This is a genomic window from Herbidospora sp. NBRC 101105 (assembly GCF_030269205.1).
In the GTDB taxonomy this organism is placed as follows: Bacteria; Actinomycetota; Actinomycetes; order Streptosporangiales; family Streptosporangiaceae; genus Herbidospora; species Herbidospora solisilvae.
Window position 1 is genome coordinate 284834 of sequence record NZ_BSSX01000010.1, and the last position, 18646, is coordinate 303479.

Annotated in this window: 17 protein-coding genes; 13 read left to right on the forward strand and 4 right to left on the reverse strand. The window is 72.9% G+C overall.

The genetic code is table 11. From position 1 onward, the window contains the following. The first annotated feature begins 18 nt into the window (after positions 1 to 18). Positions 19 to 816 (forward strand): ABC transporter ATP-binding protein, encoded by a 798-nt coding sequence (locus tag QSK34_RS35820; RefSeq protein WP_285591000.1) that lies wholly within the window; start codon positions 19 to 21, stop codon positions 814 to 816. On the opposite strand, the gene QSK34_RS35825 is transcribed toward QSK34_RS35820, so the two are convergent. Both QSK34_RS35825 and QSK34_RS35830 read right to left on the reverse strand, forming a co-directional pair. After that, entirely contained in the window at positions 798 to 3131 is a 2334-nt protein-coding gene (locus QSK34_RS35825; RefSeq protein WP_285591002.1) for a LuxR C-terminal-related transcriptional regulator, read from the reverse strand. The two genes, QSK34_RS35820 and QSK34_RS35825, sit on opposite strands and share 19 nt — an antisense overlap. 43 nt (positions 3132 to 3174) lie before the next feature. Next, on the reverse strand, positions 3175 to 3735 hold the full coding sequence (locus QSK34_RS35830) for an RNA polymerase sigma factor (protein ID WP_285591004.1): 561 nt from the start codon (positions 3733 to 3735) through the stop codon (positions 3175 to 3177). A gap of 188 nt (positions 3736 to 3923) precedes the next feature. Between QSK34_RS35830 and QSK34_RS35835 the strand changes: the two genes are divergently transcribed. The 6 genes from QSK34_RS35835 (at position 3924) to QSK34_RS35860 (ending at position 10502) form a co-directional block, all read left to right on the forward strand. Then, positions 3924 to 5153: a hypothetical protein gene (locus QSK34_RS35835; RefSeq protein ID WP_285591006.1), complete on the forward strand. Its 1230-nt coding sequence runs from the start codon at positions 3924 to 3926 to the stop codon at positions 5151 to 5153. Positions 5154 to 5236: 83 nt separating this feature from the next. Beyond that, the gene (locus QSK34_RS35840; protein ID WP_285591008.1) at positions 5237 to 6160 is read left to right on the forward strand and encodes a pirin family protein; all 924 of its coding nucleotides are present in this window, start codon (positions 5237 to 5239) and stop codon (positions 6158 to 6160) included. Between the two features lie 18 nt (positions 6161 to 6178). Beyond that, the gene (locus QSK34_RS35845; protein ID WP_285591010.1) at positions 6179 to 7888 is read left to right on the forward strand and encodes an MOSC and FAD-binding oxidoreductase domain-containing protein; all 1710 of its coding nucleotides are present in this window, start codon (positions 6179 to 6181) and stop codon (positions 7886 to 7888) included. A 192-nt stretch (positions 7889 to 8080) separates the two neighbouring features. Beyond that, positions 8081 to 9268, forward strand: a complete 1188-nt coding sequence (locus QSK34_RS35850; protein ID WP_202610904.1) for a type III PLP-dependent enzyme — start codon at positions 8081 to 8083, stop codon at positions 9266 to 9268. Beyond that, the gene (speD, locus tag QSK34_RS35855) at positions 9268 to 9648 is read left to right on the forward strand and encodes an adenosylmethionine decarboxylase (protein WP_285591012.1); all 381 of its coding nucleotides are present in this window, start codon (positions 9268 to 9270) and stop codon (positions 9646 to 9648) included. Before QSK34_RS35850 ends, speD begins: the two co-directional genes overlap by 1 nt. Next, positions 9645 to 10502, forward strand: a complete 858-nt coding sequence (locus QSK34_RS35860) for a spermine/spermidine synthase domain-containing protein (RefSeq protein WP_285591014.1) — start codon at positions 9645 to 9647, stop codon at positions 10500 to 10502. The genes speD and QSK34_RS35860 overlap by 4 nt, the downstream gene beginning before the upstream one ends. Positions 10503 to 10511: 9 nt before the next feature. Here the strand turns inward: QSK34_RS35860 and QSK34_RS35865 are convergent, their stop codons facing one another. Beyond that, positions 10512 to 10664, reverse strand: coding sequence for a hypothetical protein (locus QSK34_RS35865; protein ID WP_169807662.1), 153 nt, complete (start codon positions 10662 to 10664; stop codon positions 10512 to 10514). A 17-nt stretch (positions 10665 to 10681) separates the two neighbouring features. Here QSK34_RS35865 and QSK34_RS35870 point away from each other — a divergent pair, with 17 nt between their 5' ends. The 6 genes from QSK34_RS35870 (at position 10682) to QSK34_RS35895 (ending at position 17463) form a co-directional block, all read left to right on the forward strand. After that, complete coding sequence (locus QSK34_RS35870) at positions 10682 to 11308, forward strand: hypothetical protein (protein ID WP_161483905.1); 627 nt, start codon at positions 10682 to 10684, stop codon at positions 11306 to 11308. A 189-nt stretch (positions 11309 to 11497) separates the two neighbouring features. Continuing rightward, a complete protein-coding gene (locus QSK34_RS35875) occupies positions 11498 to 12751 on the forward strand; it encodes a BtrH N-terminal domain-containing protein (RefSeq protein WP_285591021.1) in 1254 nt (417 codons plus the stop codon). A gap of 276 nt (positions 12752 to 13027) precedes the next feature. Then, positions 13028 to 13579 (forward strand): hypothetical protein, encoded by a 552-nt coding sequence (locus QSK34_RS35880; RefSeq protein WP_285591023.1) that lies wholly within the window; start codon positions 13028 to 13030, stop codon positions 13577 to 13579. Positions 13580 to 13857: 278 nt separating this feature from the next. Beyond that, positions 13858 to 15534 (forward strand): sensor histidine kinase, encoded by a 1677-nt coding sequence (locus tag QSK34_RS35885; protein WP_285591025.1) that lies wholly within the window; start codon positions 13858 to 13860, stop codon positions 15532 to 15534. Further along, positions 15531 to 16208 carry a response regulator transcription factor gene (locus QSK34_RS35890; protein ID WP_285591027.1) on the forward strand — a complete coding sequence of 226 codons (678 nt, stop codon included), beginning with the start codon at positions 15531 to 15533 and terminating at the stop codon, positions 16206 to 16208. The genes QSK34_RS35885 and QSK34_RS35890 overlap by 4 nt, the downstream gene beginning before the upstream one ends. Before the next feature lie 190 nt (positions 16209 to 16398). Then, positions 16399 to 17463, forward strand: a complete 1065-nt coding sequence (locus tag QSK34_RS35895) for a PLL family lectin (protein ID WP_285591029.1) — start codon at positions 16399 to 16401, stop codon at positions 17461 to 17463. 4 nt (positions 17464 to 17467) lie between these two features. On the opposite strand, the gene QSK34_RS35900 is transcribed toward QSK34_RS35895, so the two are convergent. After that, positions 17468 to 18490 carry a LacI family DNA-binding transcriptional regulator gene (locus tag QSK34_RS35900; protein WP_285591031.1) on the reverse strand — a complete coding sequence of 341 codons (1023 nt, stop codon included), beginning with the start codon at positions 18488 to 18490 and terminating at the stop codon, positions 17468 to 17470. Positions 18491 to 18646 lie beyond the last annotated feature (156 nt).

The window sequence follows — 18646 nt, forward strand, 5'->3', positions numbered from 1 at the left end:
CCCTGACATGCTGTGCGGATGAACGATCTCGCGCTTGAACTCCACGGGGTGAGCGTCCGCGCGGTCGGCCGCGCGCTGGTCTCCGACGTGGACCTCACCGTCCGGAAGGGCGAGCACTGGGTGGTGCTCGGTCCCAACGGGGCCGGGAAGACCACGATGTTGTCGGTCGCCGCGACCGTCCGCCACCCCACCTCCGGCATCGCCCGCGTGCTCGGGAAACAGCTCGGCAAGGTCGACCTGCGGGAGCTGCGCCGCCACATCGGCCTGGTGGCGGCCAGCCAGCGGCTCGTCGACGAGTCCCTGCTGGAGGAGGAGGGCGCGACCGCCAAGACGGTCGTGCTGACCGGCCACACCGGCACCAGCGCCCCCCTCTGGGAGCAGTACGGTCCCGCCGAGCACGCCAAGGCCGAGTCCCTGCTGGCCGACCTGGGCTGCAAGGACCTGGCCGACCGGCTCTTCGCCGTCTGCTCCCAGGGCGAGCGGGCCCGCGTCCGGGTGGCCCGCGCCCTCATGGCCGACCCCGAGATCCTGCTCCTCGACGAGCCCTTCGCCGGCCTCGACCTGCCCGCCCGCGAAGACCTGATCGAGGCCCTGGAGGAGCTCGCCGCCCGCCCCCGCCTGTCGACCGTGCTGGTCACCCACCACCTGGAGGAGGTCCCCGCGACCACCACCCACGCGCTGCTGATGCGCGACGCCCGGGTGCTGGCCGGCGGTCCGGTCGAGGAGACGCTGACCGGCGAGCACCTGTCGGAGTGCTTCGGCCGCCCCCTGCGCATCGACCGCCACGACGGCCGCTTCTACGCCCGCCGGGGCTGACCCCGCACCAGCAGCGCCACCAGAGCGGTCCGGGAGGACACCCCCAGCTTCGCGAACACGTTCGACAGGTGATATTCGACCGTCTTCACGCTGAGCGTCAGCCGCCGGGCGATCTCCTTGTTGGTCAGCCCCGCCACCACCAGCCCGGCGACCGTGCTCTCCTGGGCCGTCAGCGCGTCGTTCGACCGCCCGCACGCGGCCAGCTCCCTCATGGACCGTTCCAGGAACGGCGTGGCGCCCAGCGCCCGGAACCCGTCGCAGGCGGCCCGCAGCCGGACCGCCGCGTCCGTGCGCCGCCCCGACCTGCGCAGCAACGAGCCGAGGGCGAACTCGGCCCGCGCCCGCTCGAACGGATCGGGGGAGAGCGCTGCCTCCCTTCGCCCGCCCGGCGCGATCGGCAACATCCCCGCGCACGCGGCGAACCCGGCGCCGGGCGCGATCACGGGATCGGGATCGCCGGCCTCGACCTGGTCGGCGAACGCCGCCGCCGCGTCGAGGAACGTCCGGGCCAGCCCGCTCACGGCGCCCCACCCGTGCGAGAGCAGCGTCCGCGCGGTCGCGACCTCGCCCCGCGCGGCGTGCACCATGGCCTGCGCCGCGACGGTGTAGGGCGCGGTCCAGGTCCCGGGCCGGCGGGAGAGCGCGTCGTCCCAGGCCCCCGAACGCACCTCGGCCAGACAGCGCAGCGTCTCGGCCACCTCGCCGGGAACACCCCTCAGGTCGGCCAGGGCCCCGGCCGCGTCGCCCGTCCAGAGCCGCACCGCCGCCCGGCCGGTCAGCAGGTCGAGTTCCCCGGGCGCGGCCACCGCCGGGTCGGGCAGCCGCAGGTCCAGGACGTCGGCCGCCCGTCCGGCGGCGAACCGGGAGACCATGTGCACGAAGCCGGCTCCCGCCCCCGACGCCCGGAACGCCCACCGATGTCCTTCGGGCAGCAGGCCGTCGGACAGGCACAACCGGGCCAGCGCCGTCGCGGCCGCGCCCTCGAAGGCCGGTTCGCGGTCGAGCCAGGCGCGTTCGAGCAGGCCCCGCGCCCGCCCCCGGTCCCCACTCGCCTCCGCCACGAGCCCCGCCGCGAACGCCCGCGCGCCCGGATGGGCGTTGGGCTCGCGCGCCAGCTCGGCGGCGCGGCCGGGCCGCCCGGCCAGCAGCAGGGCGTGCACCGCCTCCGCCCGCAGCACCCCGCGCTCACGCGGCGAGGCGGTCAGCCGGGCGGCGCGCTCCAGGTGGTCGGCCGCCACCTCCCAGTTCCCGGACGCCCCCTGCTCCCGTGCGAAGGCGGCCACCTCCCGCGCGAACGCGTCGTCGGCCCGGGAGACGGCGCCGATCCGGTGGCGCACCTGGTCGACCGGATCGGGACAGATCACGGCCGCGTCCCGGTGCAGCCGCGCCCGCTCGCCCGGCCGCAGCCCCTCGTAGACCGCCGCCCTGGTCAGCGGATCGGGGAAGCCCACCATGAGTTCCCCGCCGGCCCGGTGGACCAGCAGCCCGGCCGCCACCGCCCCGTCGAGCAGCAGGATCGCGCCGGGCACGCCCGCCAGCCGTTCGGCCTGCCAGAGCGGGCACTCCTCGCCGAGCACGCCGGCCGCCCGGACCAGCGCGCGGGTCCGCTCGTCGAGCCGTCCGAGCCGGTCCTGTACGTCCATCGCATGCCCCCGGGGCGCGGGCAGCCGCGCCATGGGGTCGGCCAGCACGCCGGGCGGGGTCTGCCGGAGCAGCGCCTCGGCGTGCAGCGGGGAGCCTCCCGTGTGCGCCCGCAGCCGGTCCAGCGCCGCCGCACCCAGGGGCACCGGGCACAGGTGCGCGGCGAGTTCCCCCAGCTCGGCCACGCTCAGCCCGGTCAGCGACAACCGGGTCGCCTCGCTCAGCAGCCGCCGCAGCCCGTCGGGCGGCTCGTCCCGGGTGACCACGACGACCAGCACGTTCCCGGCGTGCAGGCGGCGCAGCGCGAACGCCAGCGCCCGCACCGAGGGGGCATCGGCCCACTGCGCGTCGTCGGCCACCAGGGCCACCGGCTCCTCCGAGCCGGTCAGCACGCCCAGCAGGCGGGCGCCGACGTCGACGGGGTCGCCGGAGACGCCGTCGTGGAGCCACTGCTGGGCGAAGCCGTAATCGAAGGAGCTTTCGAGGGGATCGCCGCTCGCGGCGAGCACCCGGAAGCCCTCCAGCGCACTGCGGACCAGCGCGGTCTTGCCCACCCCCGGCGGGCCGTCGACCAGGACCAGCGCCGGGCGGCCCGAACGGGCCCGGCCGGCGCACGCGTGGAGGGCGGCGCGTTCGCGGTCACGTCCGACGAAGGCGGCCCTCAGCTCAGACACGATTGTCACGGAAGGTAGGAGGGTGACCGGCCGGTCCTGATACCTACTCGGGGCCGCCGAGTTTCGTGCGCAGCGACTTCAGGCAGCGGGCGCGGGTCGGCCCGATGCTGCCGACCGGCATGTCGAGGGTGGCCGCGATCTCCAGGTAGCTCGGCGGCGGCGTCGCCGACAGGATGCGCAGCAGGTCGCGGCAGCGCTGCCCGAGCTGCTCGAACGCCGCCAGCAGCCGGGCCGCCCGCGCGGCGTCGAGCGCCGCCTGCTCGGCGTCGAGGAGCACCTGCTCCGGGGTGCGGTCGGGGGACCGGACGTCGGCGAGGAAGCCGTCTCCGGACGGCGTCACCCGGCCCGCCGCCTTCGCCATCCGCAGGGCCTCGCGCCGGGCGGTCGTGGCCAGCCAGCCGCCGACCTTGTCGGGCTGCTCGATCCGGTCGAGCCGCTCGGCCAGGCGTAACCAGGCCTCCTGGACGACGTCGCGCCGGTCGTCGTCGCCCAGCCCGAACCCGGCCGTCACCGCCCACAGCAGTCCGGTGAACCGGGCCACGAGAGCGTTCCACGCGGTCTCGTCTCCACCGGCGGCCCCTTTGACGAGGTCGGCGACGTCCATTCGTGTCCTCCTCCGCCGAGGGCCATCTAACAACGATTCGGGCCGGTTCGGTACCCGGTGAGGCTCCCCGCGACAGGAGGCTGGAATCACCGATTTCCCCGCAGTCACAGGGGTTTCGCGCGCGTGGCACGCGACATTCTGGAATGATCGCGTCGTTATACCGTCGGACGTCGAGATTGATGGTTCGTATGCCTGAATTCGAAGAGGTCTCCGCCTGGGTCTCCGCGAACCCGGTCGGCGCGGCGATCATCGCCGTCTTCGCCCTGGTGGCGCTCGTCATCCTGCTCTATGTCCTGCGCGCCGTCTGGCGCGGAGCCGGCCGTGTCTTCGCCAAGTACGTCGCCCCCCGGCCGACCGAAGACATCCTGACCATCGTCGCGGCGAGCATCGCGACCGGTGTGTCGGCCCAGGGCATGTGGCAGTTCGCCGGAGACGTCCTCGGATTCGACGGTCCCCTGCGGCTGCTGCTCTTCGCGTTCATCGAGGTCGCGGTCATCACCTCGGCCGTCCGGGCCCGCCGCAACATGCGGGAGAACTACGCCGCGGGCATCGACGGCCTGGCCGTCTGGGTGCTCACCGGCCTGTCGGCCGTGTTGTCGGCCATGGACGCCGCCAGCGTCGCCGAGGCGATCTTCCGCCTGGCCGCCCCGCTGGTCGCCGCCTGGCTCTGGGAGCGCGGCATGGCCATCGAGCGGGTCCGCCTCACCGGCCGCAGCCGCATCCACTGGCGGCTCACCCCCGAGCGCGCGATGGTCCGCCTGGGCCTGGCCGAGTCGAGCGACCGCACCGCCAGCGACGTCGACGCCCACCGCCGTCTCACCCGGGTCGCCCTGGCCGCCAAGCGCGCCCGCCACCTGCGCGAGACCGGCGCCTCCGAGCGCCGCATGCGCGCCGCGCTGGCCCGCCTCGACCGCGCCATGGACCAGGCGGTCGAGCACACCGGCCTCGCCAACGACGCCGAACGCCAGGAGGCGCTGCTCTCGCAGATCGGCGCGTTGTTCAACACCAGCGCCCTGCTCGACCTCCACCCGCCGGTCCCGTGGGAGCCCGAGCCCCCGCAGCAGACCGCCGCCATGCGCGCCCTGATGGCCCCGGCAGACGAGGAGGACGAGCAGCGCCAGCCCGTCGCCGCCCCGGTCGACATCATGCAGCGCTCGTCGTGGATCAAGGCCGCCCGCGCCTACTGGGACCAGGCCATCGAGGAGCGCTTCGTGCCCCGCGCGGCCGACATCGCCCGCGAGACCGGCGTGCCGATCGACATGTGCAAGGAGTTCCGCTCGCTCTGGAAGCTGGAGGCCAAGGCCCACGCGCTGATCGAGGCCGCCTACCTGGAGCACGGCATCGTCGACACCGGCCAGTTCCCCGCCATCCCGCAGGCCGAGCGGGTCCTGACGGTGAACGGCGCCCACGCCGGCTGAACCGCCTCGCCGTGAGGGCCCCGCTCGTCCGCGAGCGGGGCCTTCGTCGTCTCCTGTACGGGTGTCCGCGTAGATTCCGGTACATGAGCAACCTCGAAAGCGACCCCCGGGAGGCCGTCTGCGGCGGCGAGGGCGCGGGCGAACCGGAGCTGCTGCCCGGCCGCGACGTCGTGCTGGGCGGGACCCGCGGGATGAAGGTCACCCGCACGCTGCCCACCGCCGGGCGGCGGATGGTCGGGGCGTGGTGCTTCGCCGACGCCTACGGGCCCGAACCGGCCGCGATGACGGTGCCGCCCCATCCCCACACGGGGTTGCAGACGGTGAGCTGGCTCGTCGAGGGCGAGGTGCTGCACCGTGACACGCTCGGCAGCGAGCAGGTGATCAAGCCGGGGCAGCTCAACCTGATGACCGCCGGGCGCGGCATCGCCCACTCCGAGGAGTCCGAATACGGGCGGCTGCACGGCGCGCAGCTCTGGGTCGCGCTGCCCGAGAGCGCCCGGCACACCGCCCCCGCCTTCGAGCACCACCCCGACCTGCCCGAGCTGACCGAGCCGGGCTGCTCGGTGACCGTGCTGCTGGGCGAACTGGCCGGGCTGACCTCGCCCGCCACCGCGCACACGCCCATCGTGGGAGCCGAGATCGTGGTGTCCGCGCCCGCGCGGCTGCCGCTGAAGCCCGCCTGGGAGTACGCCGCCCTGGTGTTGTCGGGGACGGCGCGGGTCGCCGGGACGGCGCTGGAACCGGGACCGCTGCTCTACCTGGGCGCGGGCCGCTCCTCGGTGGATCTCACGGGCGAGGCCCGGCTGCTGCTGCTCGGCGGCGAGCCGTTCGAGGAGCGGATCGTCATGTGGTGGAACTTCGTCGGCCGCTCGCACGACGAGATCGTCGAGTTCCGGCGGTCGTGGGGCGAGGGCGCCCTCGGCCCGGTGCCCGGCTACGACGGCGATCCGCTCCGCGCCCCTGAGCTGCCCTCTCTCCGGCTCAAGCCCCGGGGCCGCGAGCGCTGAGCCGGGTAGGTTTCCGGTATGGGGGGAATTGTCGGAAAACTGCTGTCGGTCAACGTGGGCCTGCCCAAGGACGTGCCGTGGGAGGGCCGCACCGTCCACACGGGCATCTGGAAGACCAGCGTCGAGGGGCCCCGGCGGGTGCGGCGGCTCAACGTCGACGGCGACGGGCAGGGCGATCTCCAGGGACACGGCGGGGAGCAGCGCGCCGTGCTGGTCTACCAGATCGACTCCTACGCCCACTGGCGCCGTCACCTCGGCCGCGACGACTTCGCCTACGGCCAGTTCGGCGAGAACTTCACCGTCGACGGGCTGCCCGACGACGAGGTCTGCATCGGCGACCGCTACCGGATCGGCACCGCCGTCTTCGAGGTCACCCAGCCCCGCGTCACCTGTTTCCGGGTGGGCCTGCGGATGGGCGTGCCCGAGATGGCCTCGCTGCTCGTCGGGCACCGGCGGCCCGGCTTCTACCTGAGGGTGATCACCGAGGGCGACGTGACGGCCGGGGACGACATCGAGCGGCTGTCGGTCGGCTCGGGGGAGGTCTCGGTCACCGAGGCCGACGCGCTGCTCTACCTTCCCGGGCCGCGCGACCCCGCCCGGCTGCGGGCGGCGCTGGACAACCCGGCGCTGAGCCCCGGCTGGCAGGGCTCCTTCCGCGACCTGCTCGCCGACAGCCCCGTCGCCCGGCCGGCCTGGCCGGGGTTCCGGCCGCTCGCCGTCACGCGGGTGCGGCGGGAGAGCGAGGACACCGTCTCCTTCTATCTCGCGCCCGGTGACGGTTCGGCGCTGCCGGTGGCCCTGCCGGGCCAGTACCTGACGGTACGGGTGCCCGACGGCTCGGTGCGCAGCTACTCGCTGTCGCTTGGATCGTCCGGCTATCGAATCACCGTCAAGCACGAACCCGGCGGCGAGGTCAGTGGATACCTGCACTCCCGGGTCACGGAGGGTGACGCCCTGGAGGTCGCCGCGCCCCGGGGCGACTTCACGATGGCCGACGCCTCCTCGCCGGTCGCCCTGATCTCGGCCGGGATCGGCATCACCCCCGTGCTGGCGATGCTCCACGCGCTGGCCGAGACGGGCGCCGAACGGGGTGTCCGGTGGCTGCACGTGACACGTTCTGTCAGGACGCAGGTGTTCGCCGACGAGGTGCGCACGCTGCTCGACCGCATCCCCGGGGCCCGGCAGAAGGTGTTCTTCACCGCCCCCGAGCCGGGCGAACCGCTGCCGCCGCACGCCGAGACCGGCCGCCCGACCGCCTCAGGCCTGGCCGGACTCGGCATCACGCCCGACACCGACGCCTATATATGCGGTCCGGCCGGCTTCATGACCGCCATGGCCGACGCGCTGGCCGGCGTGGGGCTCCCGGCCGGCCGGGTGCACACCGAACTGTTCGGCACGCTGGCCGCTGTCAACCCCGGTGTGGTGGGCGCGCGGCACGTCCGGCCGCATCCGCCGGCGTCCCAGGGGACCGGGCCGGAGGTCACCTTCGCGCGCAGCGGGCTGACCGTCCGGTGGGGCGAGGAGTACGGCAGTCTGCTCGAACTCGCCGAGGCGTGCGACGTGCCGGTGCGGTGGTCGTGCCGGACCGGGGTATGCCACACCTGCGTGACCGGGCTGCTGGCGGGGGCCGTCCGCTATCGGACCGAGCCGCTGGAGCCGCCGGCGGTGGGCGACGCGCTCATCTGCTGCTCGGTGCCGGTGCGGGAGGACGTCGTCCTGGACCTCTAGTCGATGAGTGGTGAAATATCCGCATATGGGCGGACGGGAATCTCCTCTTCTGCCCTTCCCGTCACAGAGTTAAAACCTCGGGGCTCTACCAATTCGCTAAGTAAGGTCCGTGTCACCTTCAGGTTATGGTCATCAGGGTTCTCGTGTGACTACTTTCGGTGGGCGATATACCACGGAAAGTAAGGGGGAGCCGTGCCAGACCTGACTCTCACGCGACGGGTCGAGGGCGCGATGGAGGGGGCCGCAGTGCGGCTGCGCGCCTTCGCCGACCGTCATGAGACGCCCAGTCCCTGCCTGCTCATCGATCTGCCGACCCTTGAGTCGACCTACCGCACCATGAGCCTCGCGTTCATCGGCGCCGAGATCCTCTACGCGGTCAAGGCCAACGCCGCACCCGGCGTCATCACCACGCTCGCCCGGTTAGGGGCCGGCTTCGACGTCGCCAGCCTCGCCGAGATCGAGCTCTGCCTGGCGCGCGGGGTGCCCGCGTCCCGGTTGTCGTTCAGCAACCCGGTGAAGAAGCGCTCCGACGTGGCCGCCGCCTACGAGCGCGGAGTGCGCACCTTCGCCTTCGACAACCCCGGCGACCTGCGCAACATCATCGTCGAGGCGCCCGGCTCCAAGGTGTTCTGCCGCATCCAGGTGACCCCGCCGGCCGCCGCGATGCCGTTCGGGGCCAAGTTCGGCTGCCCCGAGGAGGCGGCGCCCGAGATGCTCGCCGAGGCCGCCGACCGCGGGCTGCGGCCACAGGGTGTCACGTTCCACGTCGGCTCGCAGCAGCGCAACCTCGCCGCCTGGGACGCCGGCATCGCCGCCGCCGCCAAGATCGCCCAGATGCTCGAACCCGAGGGCGTGCGGCTGCCGGCCATCGACATCGGCGGGGGGTTCCCGATCTCCTACCGCGAGCCGGCGGCCTCCTCCGAGGAGTTCGCCCGCGCGGTCGACCTGTCGCTCGCCCGCCACTTCGAACCCCGCGACCGTCCGCGACTGGTCATCGAGCCGGGCCGATCCCTCGTCGGCCCGTCTGGCATGATCCGCGCCGAGGTCGTGGCGGTCCGCGGCGGCGTGCCCGCCGACCCGCGCCGCTGGGTGTTCCTTGACGTCGGCCGCTACAACGGCCTGGTCGAGACCGAGAACGACACCATCGCCTACCGCATCCACGCCCCCGCCGGGTTCGGCCCCGACGGGCCGGTCGTGCTGGCCGGGCCGACCAGCGACGGCGACGACGTGCTCTACAAGCACACCGACTACGCCATGCCGCTCTCGCTGGCCCCCGGCGACCCCATCGAGATCATGGACGCGGGGGCGTACACCTCCAGCTACTCCTGCGCGGCGGTCAACGGCCTGCCCGCCCTGCCGACCTTCTGCGTGCCGGGCTGATGACCGCGCAGATCGGCCGGTTCAGCGGCATCCACGTCATCGTCGAGTTCGAGGACGCCGACCCTGCGCTCCTCGACGACGAGCCCCTGCTGCGCGCGCTGCTGCCCAGGGCAATGAAGGAAGCGGGGGCGACCGTCATGGAGGTGGTCTCCCACCGGTTCGTCCCCCAGGGGGTCACCGTGCTGACCCTGCTGGCCGAGTCGCACGCCTCGCTCCACACCTACCCCCAGCACCACGCCGCGTTCGTCGACGTCTTCACCTGCGGTGAGCGGGCCGACCCCCGCAAGGCCATGAGCGTGCTGGCCGCCGAGCTGACACCCGGCCGGGTGACGACGAGGATCATCGGCAGAGGCGGTCAGCGAGTGGAGGCAACCCTTTGATCGAACACGACGGTCACCTGTGGATCGACGAGCCGACGACCCCCGGCACACGCCGGCTGTGGCGGGTCGACGCCGTGCTCCACGAGGAGACGACCCCGTTCCAAGACATCCTGGTCGCCGTGACGGAGCAGGGCGCGAGCCTGTTCTGCGGCGGTGAGCGCCAGTCGACCGAGTTCAGCCAGCTCGTCTACCACGAGGCCCTGGTCATCCCCCCGGCCCTGCTCGCCGACCGGCTCGACCGCTGCCTGGTGATCGGGTCGAGCGAGGGCGTGGCCTGCCAGATCCTCGTCGAGGCGGGCGCCCAGGCCGTCGACCACGTCGACATCGACCGGCGGGCCGTCCGCGTCTGCGCCGACCACCTTCCCTACGGCTACACCGTCGCCGAGCTCGCCGCGGCCGAGCGCGGCGCCGGTCCGATCACGATGCACTACGAAGACGGCTATGCCTTCCTGGAGTCGGCCGCCGGTTACGACGTCATCGTCGTCGACCTGCCCGACGAGAGCGCCGAGGGCGACGCCCAGCACGACCGCCTCTACGGCGCCGCGTTCCTGGAGATGTGCCGCAAGGCGCTGGCCCCCGGCGGGGTCGTGTCGACCCAGGCCGGATGCATGACCCTGTGGCGCAACGACACGCTGCGCCGCTCCTGGGCGCGCTTCACCCAGGCGTTCCCCTCGGTCGTCTACTACGGCTCCGACGAGCACGAATGGGCGTTCGTCAGCGCCCGCGCCGACACCCTGGCCGACCCGGTCGGGTTCATGCGCGAACGGCTGGCCCGCCTGCCCTACCGCCCCGTCTCGATCGACGACGCGGCGCTGACCGGCAACACGGTGCCGCCCCGATCGGTGCGCGGGTAGGAGACCGCCCTACGAGGAGATCTCGGCCGTCCGTTCGCGGAGCCGGTCGCGGATCTCCTCGGGGGTGTAGGCCCGGCGGCGGCGCTCGGCGCGCACCGCGACGACTCCGCTCGCCGCGACTCCGGCGAAGGCGGCCAGGCCCAGGATTTTCCACCAGCGCATGTGCTTAGGTTACCGATATGAGCGGCATCTCCCTCGACGAAGCGCTGACCCAGACCCGGACCGGTGACGTCTGGGTGTTCCGCGGCCGTTCGGTCCCCGACCGGGCGATCCAGATGACGACCAACAGCCCGGTCAACCACGTCGGCATGTCCGTCGTGATCGAGGACCTGCCCCCGCTGATGTGGCACGCCGAACTCGGCAAGTCCCTGGTCGACATGTGGACGGGCACACGCCAGCGCGGCGTCCAGCTCCACGACCTGCGCGACGCCGTGGTGACCTGGTCGAACAGATACGGCCAGCGCGGCTGGCTGCGCCAGCTCCAGCCCGACGTCACCCGCGAGATGGAGGACGCCGTCCTCAAGACCATCGCCCGCCTCGACGGCACCCCGTTCCCCTCGACCGCCCGTCTGGCCGGGCGCTGGATACGCGGGCGGCTGCCGTCGCGGCGCTCGCGCGACATGGCCCTGGAGTCGGCCTACTGCGCCGAGGTGGTGGCGGTGACGTACGAGGCGATGGGCCTGCTGACCGGCCGCAAGGCGGCCAACTGGTACGACCCCGGACGGTTCTGGAGCGGTGACCGGCTCGACCTGGCGACGGGATACCGGCTCGGCGACGAGATCGCGATCGACATCCCGAAGGTGTAGGTTCGGCGGTGGCGGGCTCCACCGCCCAACCTCCTTCAGCGGGTCTCCACGCGGCCCGCCGCACGCGGAGGCAAAGGGGACCTCATCGCCTCTGGAGCGCGGCGGACCGTGCACGGCGACGACCGAAGCGGCCGAAGCGAACACCGCGGGCGTGGACCGGGTGTCCGCGTGTGCCGCGATGGAGCCGTCATGACCGGCAAGAAGCAGCTGAAGGCGCGCATCCGGGCGCGCATGGCCAAGACCGGCGAGAGCTACACCACCGCCCGCATGCACGTCGCGGGCGCGGCGGGCCCGCAGACCGACCACGGCTGGACCCTCCACGGCGGCCGCCACTCCGCCTCGGCGGCGGTGGCCAACGTGCTGCGCAACGGCGGGTTCCCCGTCAGTGAGCCGCTCGTCTACCTCGCCGGGGGAGGGCTCGGCGCGGGCTACATCCTCTGGGAGTTCAAACGCCACGACTCGGCCGTGGTCGTGCTGGGCTTCCGCAACCGCTGGCAGTACCCGCGGAAGTGGATGGACACCACGCTGACCCGGCTCGGGGTGCCGTTCGACGTCCACACCACGGGCGGGGCGAAGGGCGCGTCGGCGCGGTTGTCGGCCGAACTGGCGGCGGGCCGGGCGTGCGTGGTGCTGCCCGACCTCCACCACGTCGGCTACTGGCACGCCCCCGCCGTCCTCGACGGCTACGGCGGGCATCCGATCGTCGTCTACCGCGAGGACGGCGACGGCGTCTGGGTCGACGACCGCAACCTCGCGCCGCTGCGCGTCGACCGGGCCCGGCTCGACGCGGCTCGGGGGCGGGTGGTGTCGTACAGGAACCTGCTGCACGCCGTCACCCCCGCCCGGCCCCGGCTGGAGGAGGCGGTGCTGGCCGGGCTGCGCGACTGCGCCGACCACCTCGGCGGGACCTCCACGTCGTTCTCGCTGCCCGCCTGGCGCAAGTGGAGCCGGACCATCGTCGACGCCTCGGCGGCCAAGGGCTGGCCGAAGGTGTTCGCCGACGGCCGCGGCCTGGCCGGCGCGATGCGGTCGATCTGGGAGGCCGTCGAACCCGTCGGCACCGACGGCGGCAACCACCGCGACCTGTTCGCCGACGGCCTCGACGAGGCGGCCGGCCTGCTCGGCCTGCCCCTGCGCGATCTCGCGGCCGAGTTCCGGCGCATCCACGGCCTGTGGCACGACTTCGCCGAGACGGCGCTGCCGGAGGCGGACAACCGGCGGCTGCGCGAACTCACCGCGACCGTCCGCGCCGCCGTGGCCGAGGGCTCGGCCGGGGCGGCGGACGCGGAGACGGCGGCCGCCGAACTGTGGGCGCTGAAGGCGGAGGCGACGCCTCCGGACCCGGGCTTCTTCCCGGCGTTGAGCGAGCGGCTGGCGGAGATCCACCGGGCCGAGACCGCGGCCGTGGCGGCCCTGCGCGAGGCGCTGCCGGCGGAACAGTGAGAACGCCCGCCGGGGTGGAGGCGAAAGCCGCCCCGGCGGGCTTCTCCGGGGGCGCACGCGACTTGGCGGAGCCGGGACGATCGCCCCTGGGTGCGGGAACTCAAGGCCGACGCATCGCGAACCGCGTCGGCACAGCCGGAGGCACAACCTCCGTCGGGTGACTTCCCGTGTGAACTCCGCCTTTGCACACTCGGTAGTTCGACATACTCCGCCGGTGACGACGCCGCTGTACTTCCTGACGTGACAACCGTCGCATTCACCAGGAAGGGAACAGTCGTGACACTCAAGAACGGTCTCCGCGCGCTGGCGATGGGAACGCTGCTCGCCGTCCCCCTCGCGGCCGTCGGCGCCACACCCGCGATGGCCGCCACCAACGTGGTGGCGTCCGGCGGGCAGTTGTTCGTCAGCGCGGGATTCGGCGGCGACGACATCTCCATCAACGTCGAGGACGGTTTCCTCGTCGTCAGGAACTTCACCGACGCCATCTTCGCGGGCAGCGTCACCTGCGCCAATGTGGACCCCCGCACGGTCCGGTGCACCGCCACGGGCATCACCAAGATGCTGGTGCGCACCAACACGGGGGCCGACACGGTGCGGAACAACACCGCCCTCCCGGCCCAGGCCTTCCTCGGGCCGGACGGCGACCTCTACTACGGCGGCTCGGCCCGCGACCTCGTCTCGGGCGAGGGCGGCAACGACCTCATGGACGGCAACGGGGGCGACGACGTCCTGATGGGCGACGACGGCGCGTTCGACCAGGTCTTCGGCGGTCCGGGTGCCGACCTGTGCACGGCCGAGAAGGAGACCGCCTGCGAGGGCGACGCGTAGCATCGAGGACATCGGATCCGGGTGGGGCCGGTACGGCCCCACCCGGATTGCCGAGGGCGGGCTCAACTCTGTGGACGCGCCCTCAGGATGAGGTGCGTGGCGCTCATTCGCCGGGTGACGGAAGGATCCACCCCGGACACCGGCCTCGGGGATACGCTTGCGCCGCCGAATCGTCGCCGACCCGGAGGACGCAGCGCCTGGTGAACCACCAGCGACATGACCCTGGCGACCCCTCTCGGGAGACGTCACGGCGGACGCGCCCTCGCAAGGCGGTGCCGGTGGTGGCCGCGGCCGCCGCGCTCGGGCTGGCGGCGTGGACGACCGGGATCTCCTGGGGCGTGTCCGACCCGCCGCACACCCCCGCGCCGCCGGTCTGGCTCGATGCCGCCTATCACGCCTTCGGCGTTCCCTTCATCGTCGGCGGGGCGCTCGTCTGGGCGCGGACCCGCTGGAGACGGCTCGGGCTGCTCCTGCTGCTCCTGGGGGCGAGCTACTACCTGGCCTTCCTGCGGGTGCTGCCCGAGCATCCGGTGCTCTACGTGACCGGTTTCTGCCTGGCCTACCTGCACGTCGGGGTGTTCGGGCACATCGCGATGAGCGTCCCCACCGGATATCTCGCCGGCACGGTCGACCGCGTCTACGTCGTGCTGGCCTACATCGCCTCCGTCGGCACCCAGGTCGGGCGCTACCTCGCCGACCGGCCGGCCAACAAGTGGAACTTCAACCTTCCGCAGGTCAACACCGCGTGGGGCAAGTTCGGCAGCTACCTGGTCGCGGTGATCGGGATCGTGGGCGTCGTGCTCGTCCTGCGGCGGCTGCTGACCTCGCTGCGGGGGCGCCGGCGGCGGACCGGGCCGGTGTGGGGGGCGCTGGCCCTCATCGGGGTGCTGCTGCTGGCGCCGTCGCTGGCCAGCGCGTGGTCCCTGCCTCTCGACTCGCAGCTCATGTTCGGGGTGCTGCTCGTGGCCGGCACGGCCGTGGTGAGTCTCGGCGGCTACCTGCTGTGGGTGGGGCTGGCGTGGTCCGACCAGATCCGGTTGACGGCGTTGCCGCTCCGGCTGGCCGGGCAGCGTCAGTCCGGCGCCCTCCAGGCGGCGCTGGCCGACACCCTCGGCGATCCGACGTTGCGGCTGGTGTTCCCCCGGACCGACGGAACCCTCCCCGAACCGGCCGAACAGGGCCGGGCGCTGACGCCGATCCGCCGGGGCGACCGGCTGCTGTGCGTCATCGACCACGACCCGGCGGTGGCCTCCGGCGACCGGGCCACGGAGATCGCCGTCGCGCTGACCGGCCTGACGCTGGAGAACGCCCAGCTCTACCAGGAGGTGCGCGAGTCGCGGTCGCGGCTCACCACCGCCACGTTCGAGGAGCGCAAGCGGATCGCCCGCGACATGCACGACGGCACCCAGCAGCGGTTCTTCGCGGCGCTGCTGCGGCTGGGCATGGCCGGCGAACGCCTCGACGCGGGACAGTCCCCGCAGGCGGCCGCCCTGCTGGCGCAGGCGAAGGCCGAACTGCTCGACGGCATCGAGGCGTTGCGCGCGCTGGCCCAGGGCCTGCACCCCGTGGATCTGGAACAGCACGGCCTCGCCGAGGCGATCGCCGTGCTGGCCGATCGGTCACCCGTGGTCACGGACGTGTCGATCCCGCCGCTGCGATGGCCGCCGACCGTGGAGTCGACCGCCTACTTCGTGATCTCCGAGGCGCTGGCCAACGTCTACAAACACGCGGGCGCCACCCGGGTGTCCGTCACGATCACCACCGACCGGACGGCGCTGGTCGTCCAGGTCGCCGACGACGGCGTGGGCGGGGCCGACGCCTCGGGCACCGGCCTGCGCGGGCTCGCCGCCCGGGTCGGCGCTCTCGACGGCGTCTTCGGGATCGACAGCGATCCGCGGGCCGGCACCCGGCTCACCGTCCGAATCCCCCTGCCACCAGAAGGGACACCCTCGTGAGAGTCGTCGTGGTCGAGGACGACCGCATCCTGTGCGCCGCGCTGGTCGAGGCGCTGGCCCACCACGGGATCGACGTGCCGGGAGCCGCGCACACCGCCGAACGGGCGATGGAGCTCATCGACCGGCACGCCCCCGACGTGGCCACGATCGACCTGCGGCTGTCTCCGGACGGCCCGCCGGACGAGGGCCTGAGCCTCGCCGAGCGGCTCCGCGTCCGCTACCCCGACGTGGGACTGCTGGCGATCTCGGCCCACCCCGACCCGGTGTACGTGGAGCGGCTGCTGTCGATGGAGGACCCGCCACGCGCCGTCGGCTTCCTCGCCAAGAGCCAGGTCGGCGAGATGGCCGTGGTCGTCGACGCAGTGACCCGGGTGGCCAGGGGCGAACTGGTCGTCGACCCCTATGTGGTGCGCCTGCTGATGAGCCGGCTGCGGGCCGACGACCCGCTGGCCGTGCTGACCCCGCGCGAGCGGGAGATCCTCGCCCTGGTGGCGACCGGCCTGTCGAACCTGGCCATCGCCCAGCGGTTGTCGTGCGCGATCAGCAACGTCGAGAAGAACCTGAGCACCGTTTTCGGCAAGCTCGGGCTGATGCCGGACGAGGCGGGGCGGCGCGGGGTCAACCTGCGCGTGCTGGCGACGCTGGCCTACCTGCGCAGCCAGGGGAGAACCTGACGGCGGCGGGTGGAAAGGCCGTCGTGGTCGAGAGCACGCCCAGCTGCTTGCCGCACTGAGGCGATGCGACGGAAAACCCCCGGGACCGACCCCAGGTTCCCGCGCGGAAGCCTCTGCTTCCCGGCCGGACACGCCCCACCGGGCCCCCGCAGACTGCCGGAGACGAGTTCCACGAGAGGAAAGAGGACGTATGCGACGCATCCCGCGCTACGCGGCGGCCCTGTGGTCGGTGCTGGTGCTGACGGTGGTCCTGGGTTCGAGCCCCGCCCTCGCCGTGCCGCCGGTCCCGGTGACCAAGGGCTCCGGCGCCACCGCGCTGGCCTTCCGGGACGGTACGGGCATCTGGTTCGCCTACAACCTGGACGGCGACCCCGTCGGCGTATGGAGCAGGCAGCAGCTCCCCGGCCCGAACGCCTACTCCGATCCCGCCCTGGCACGCGACGCGGCCGGCACCGGCATCGCCGTCCAGGGGCCGAGCAACAGCCTGAGCTTCTACTGGAACCTGCACGGCAACCCGGCATGGACCTACCAGCAGGCCGCCGGACCCGGCACCGTCGTCGGCACACCCGCCATCGTCCGCGACGGCACGAAGACGGTCATCACCGCCGTCGACATCCAGGGACTGCTGTACTCCTACACCAACACGCACGGCAACCCGACCTGGGTGCCCCAGCTGGTCGCAGCCGAGCCCGTCTTCGGCAGCCCCTCCATGGCACGCCACGGCACCACCACGGTGATCGCGGCCCGGGGAGAGGCCAACAGCATGTACTACTTCTGGAAGGCCGACGGCGCGAGCAACTGGTCGTCGTACCTGGCCGCGCAGCCGGGCAGCGTCCTGTCGGACCCCTCGATCGCCCGCGACGCCACGGCCACCAGCATCGTCTTCCGCAACTGGAACAACGGCCTGACCTACCTCCGCAACGTCCACGGCAGTTCCACCTGGACGCCGACCTCGGTGAGCCCGGGCGGCACGCTCGGCGGCGCCGACCCCCAGCTCGCCAACGACGGGACCACGTCGTCGATCGTCGCCCAGGCCCCCAACGGCGAGATCCACTTCTGGTGGAAGCCCAACGCCTCGGGCACGTGGACCAAGTCGCTGGTCGAATGGGCCAACATCGTGGGCAACCCGTCGTTCAGCCGTGACGCGACCGCCAGCCACATAGCCGCGCGGATGCGCTACAACGACGCGATCAAGTATTACCGCAACGTCCACGGCCAGCCGTCGTGGACGCAGGCCCCCATCTACCTCAGCTGAGAGGTCAGGCCCGCTTCGGCGGGGTCTCGCCCGAGCCCCGGGCCTGGAGCGTCACCGGGACGGTGACCTTCCGGACCGGGGTGGCCGGGTCGGCGATGCGGGTGCGGAGCATGGTGATGGCCGTGTCGCCGATGGCCGCGTCGTCCTGGGCGACCACCGTCAGATCGGGGCGCAGCAGCGTCGCGAGCTCCGAGTCGTCGAAGCCGACGATCGCCACGTCGTCGGCGTGGTCGCGGAACCAGCGGACCGTCTCGACGCTGAGTGTCGCGTTCCCGGTGATGACGGCGGTCGCGGGGTCGGGGCCCGACAGGGCGCTCTCCAGGGCGTGGTGGATGCGTTCGCGCTGTATCGGGCCGGTGTGGATCATGGCGTCGGCGGCGCCGCCCTGCGCTCGCAGGCAGGCCCGGAAGGCGGTGGCGCGTTCCTGGGCGGTGTAGATGCGCTCGTCGTCGCCGATGTAGGCGATGCGGCGGTGGCCGTGGGCGACCAGGTGGGCGAAGGCGGTCTCGATGCCGGCCACGTTGTCGGACAGGACGCAGTCGACCTCCAGGCCGAGCACCGGGCGGTCGACCGCGACGAGCGACAGGCCGGCCGCCAGCTCGGGGACCAGGTAGCCGTGGTCGGCGCCGATCGGTTCGAGCAGGATGCCGTCGAAGCGGCGGCGGCACATCGACTCGACGACGTGGCGCTCGATCTTCTCGTCGTCTTCGGTGGAGGCGGCGAGCACCATGAGGCCGGCGGCGCGGGCGGCGCGTTCGACGGCGCGCAGCACCGGGTTCACGTGGGAGAGCTGGCGCACGGCCGCGCCGAGGGTGCCGGTCACGCCCAGACGCAGGTGGCGGGCGCGTTCGTCGGGGCGGTAGTCGAGGGCCGCGATGGCGCTCCTGACCCGTTCGACCAGTTCGGCGCCGACGGTGGCGTCGTCGTTGACGACCCGGCTGACCGTCCGCAGTGCGACGCCCGCCTCGCGGGCGACGTCGACCATCGTCGGCCTGCGGCCCTTCCGCGTCCTCGGCTTCTCCTGCATCCGCCTATCATCCGCATGATCGCCCGTTGGCGCCATTCGGCCCGTGACCAATTCGTTGCCCGCCTCGCTCTTGAAACCTCCGCGCAACACTCTACGGTATCGGGATAACGTTATCTCAATCGGCTTCGGGGAGCCGGATCGGCAACGAGGAGGGCT

Bases quoted from the DNA above. Each gene is read 5' to 3' on its own strand.
- QSK34_RS35845 (WP_285591010.1), top strand. From the start codon at position 6,179: ATGGGGGGAATTGTCGGAAAACTGCTGTCGGTCAACGTGGGCCTGCCC.
- QSK34_RS35840 (WP_285591008.1), top strand. From the start codon at position 5,237: ATGAGCAACCTCGAAAGCGACCCCCGGGAGGCCGTCTGCGGCGGCGAG.
- QSK34_RS35870 (WP_161483905.1), top strand. From the start codon at position 10,682: ATGAGCGGCATCTCCCTCGACGAAGCGCTGACCCAGACCCGGACCGGT.
- QSK34_RS35830 (WP_285591004.1), bottom strand. From the start codon at position 3,735: ATGGACGTCGCCGACCTCGTCAAAGGGGCCGCCGGTGGAGACGAGACC.
- QSK34_RS35900 (WP_285591031.1), bottom strand. From the start codon at position 18,490: ATGCAGGAGAAGCCGAGGACGCGGAAGGGCCGCAGGCCGACGATGGTC.
- QSK34_RS35820 (WP_285591000.1), top strand. From the start codon at position 19: ATGAACGATCTCGCGCTTGAACTCCACGGGGTGAGCGTCCGCGCGGTC.
- QSK34_RS35835 (WP_285591006.1), top strand. From the start codon at position 3,924: ATGCCTGAATTCGAAGAGGTCTCCGCCTGGGTCTCCGCGAACCCGGTC.
- speD (WP_285591012.1), top strand. From the start codon at position 9,268: ATGACCGCGCAGATCGGCCGGTTCAGCGGCATCCACGTCATCGTCGAG.
- QSK34_RS35865 (WP_169807662.1), bottom strand. From the start codon at position 10,664: ATGCGCTGGTGGAAAATCCTGGGCCTGGCCGCCTTCGCCGGAGTCGCG.
- QSK34_RS35875 (WP_285591021.1), top strand. From the start codon at position 11,498: ATGACCGGCAAGAAGCAGCTGAAGGCGCGCATCCGGGCGCGCATGGCC.
- QSK34_RS35895 (WP_285591029.1), top strand. From the start codon at position 16,399: ATGCGACGCATCCCGCGCTACGCGGCGGCCCTGTGGTCGGTGCTGGTG.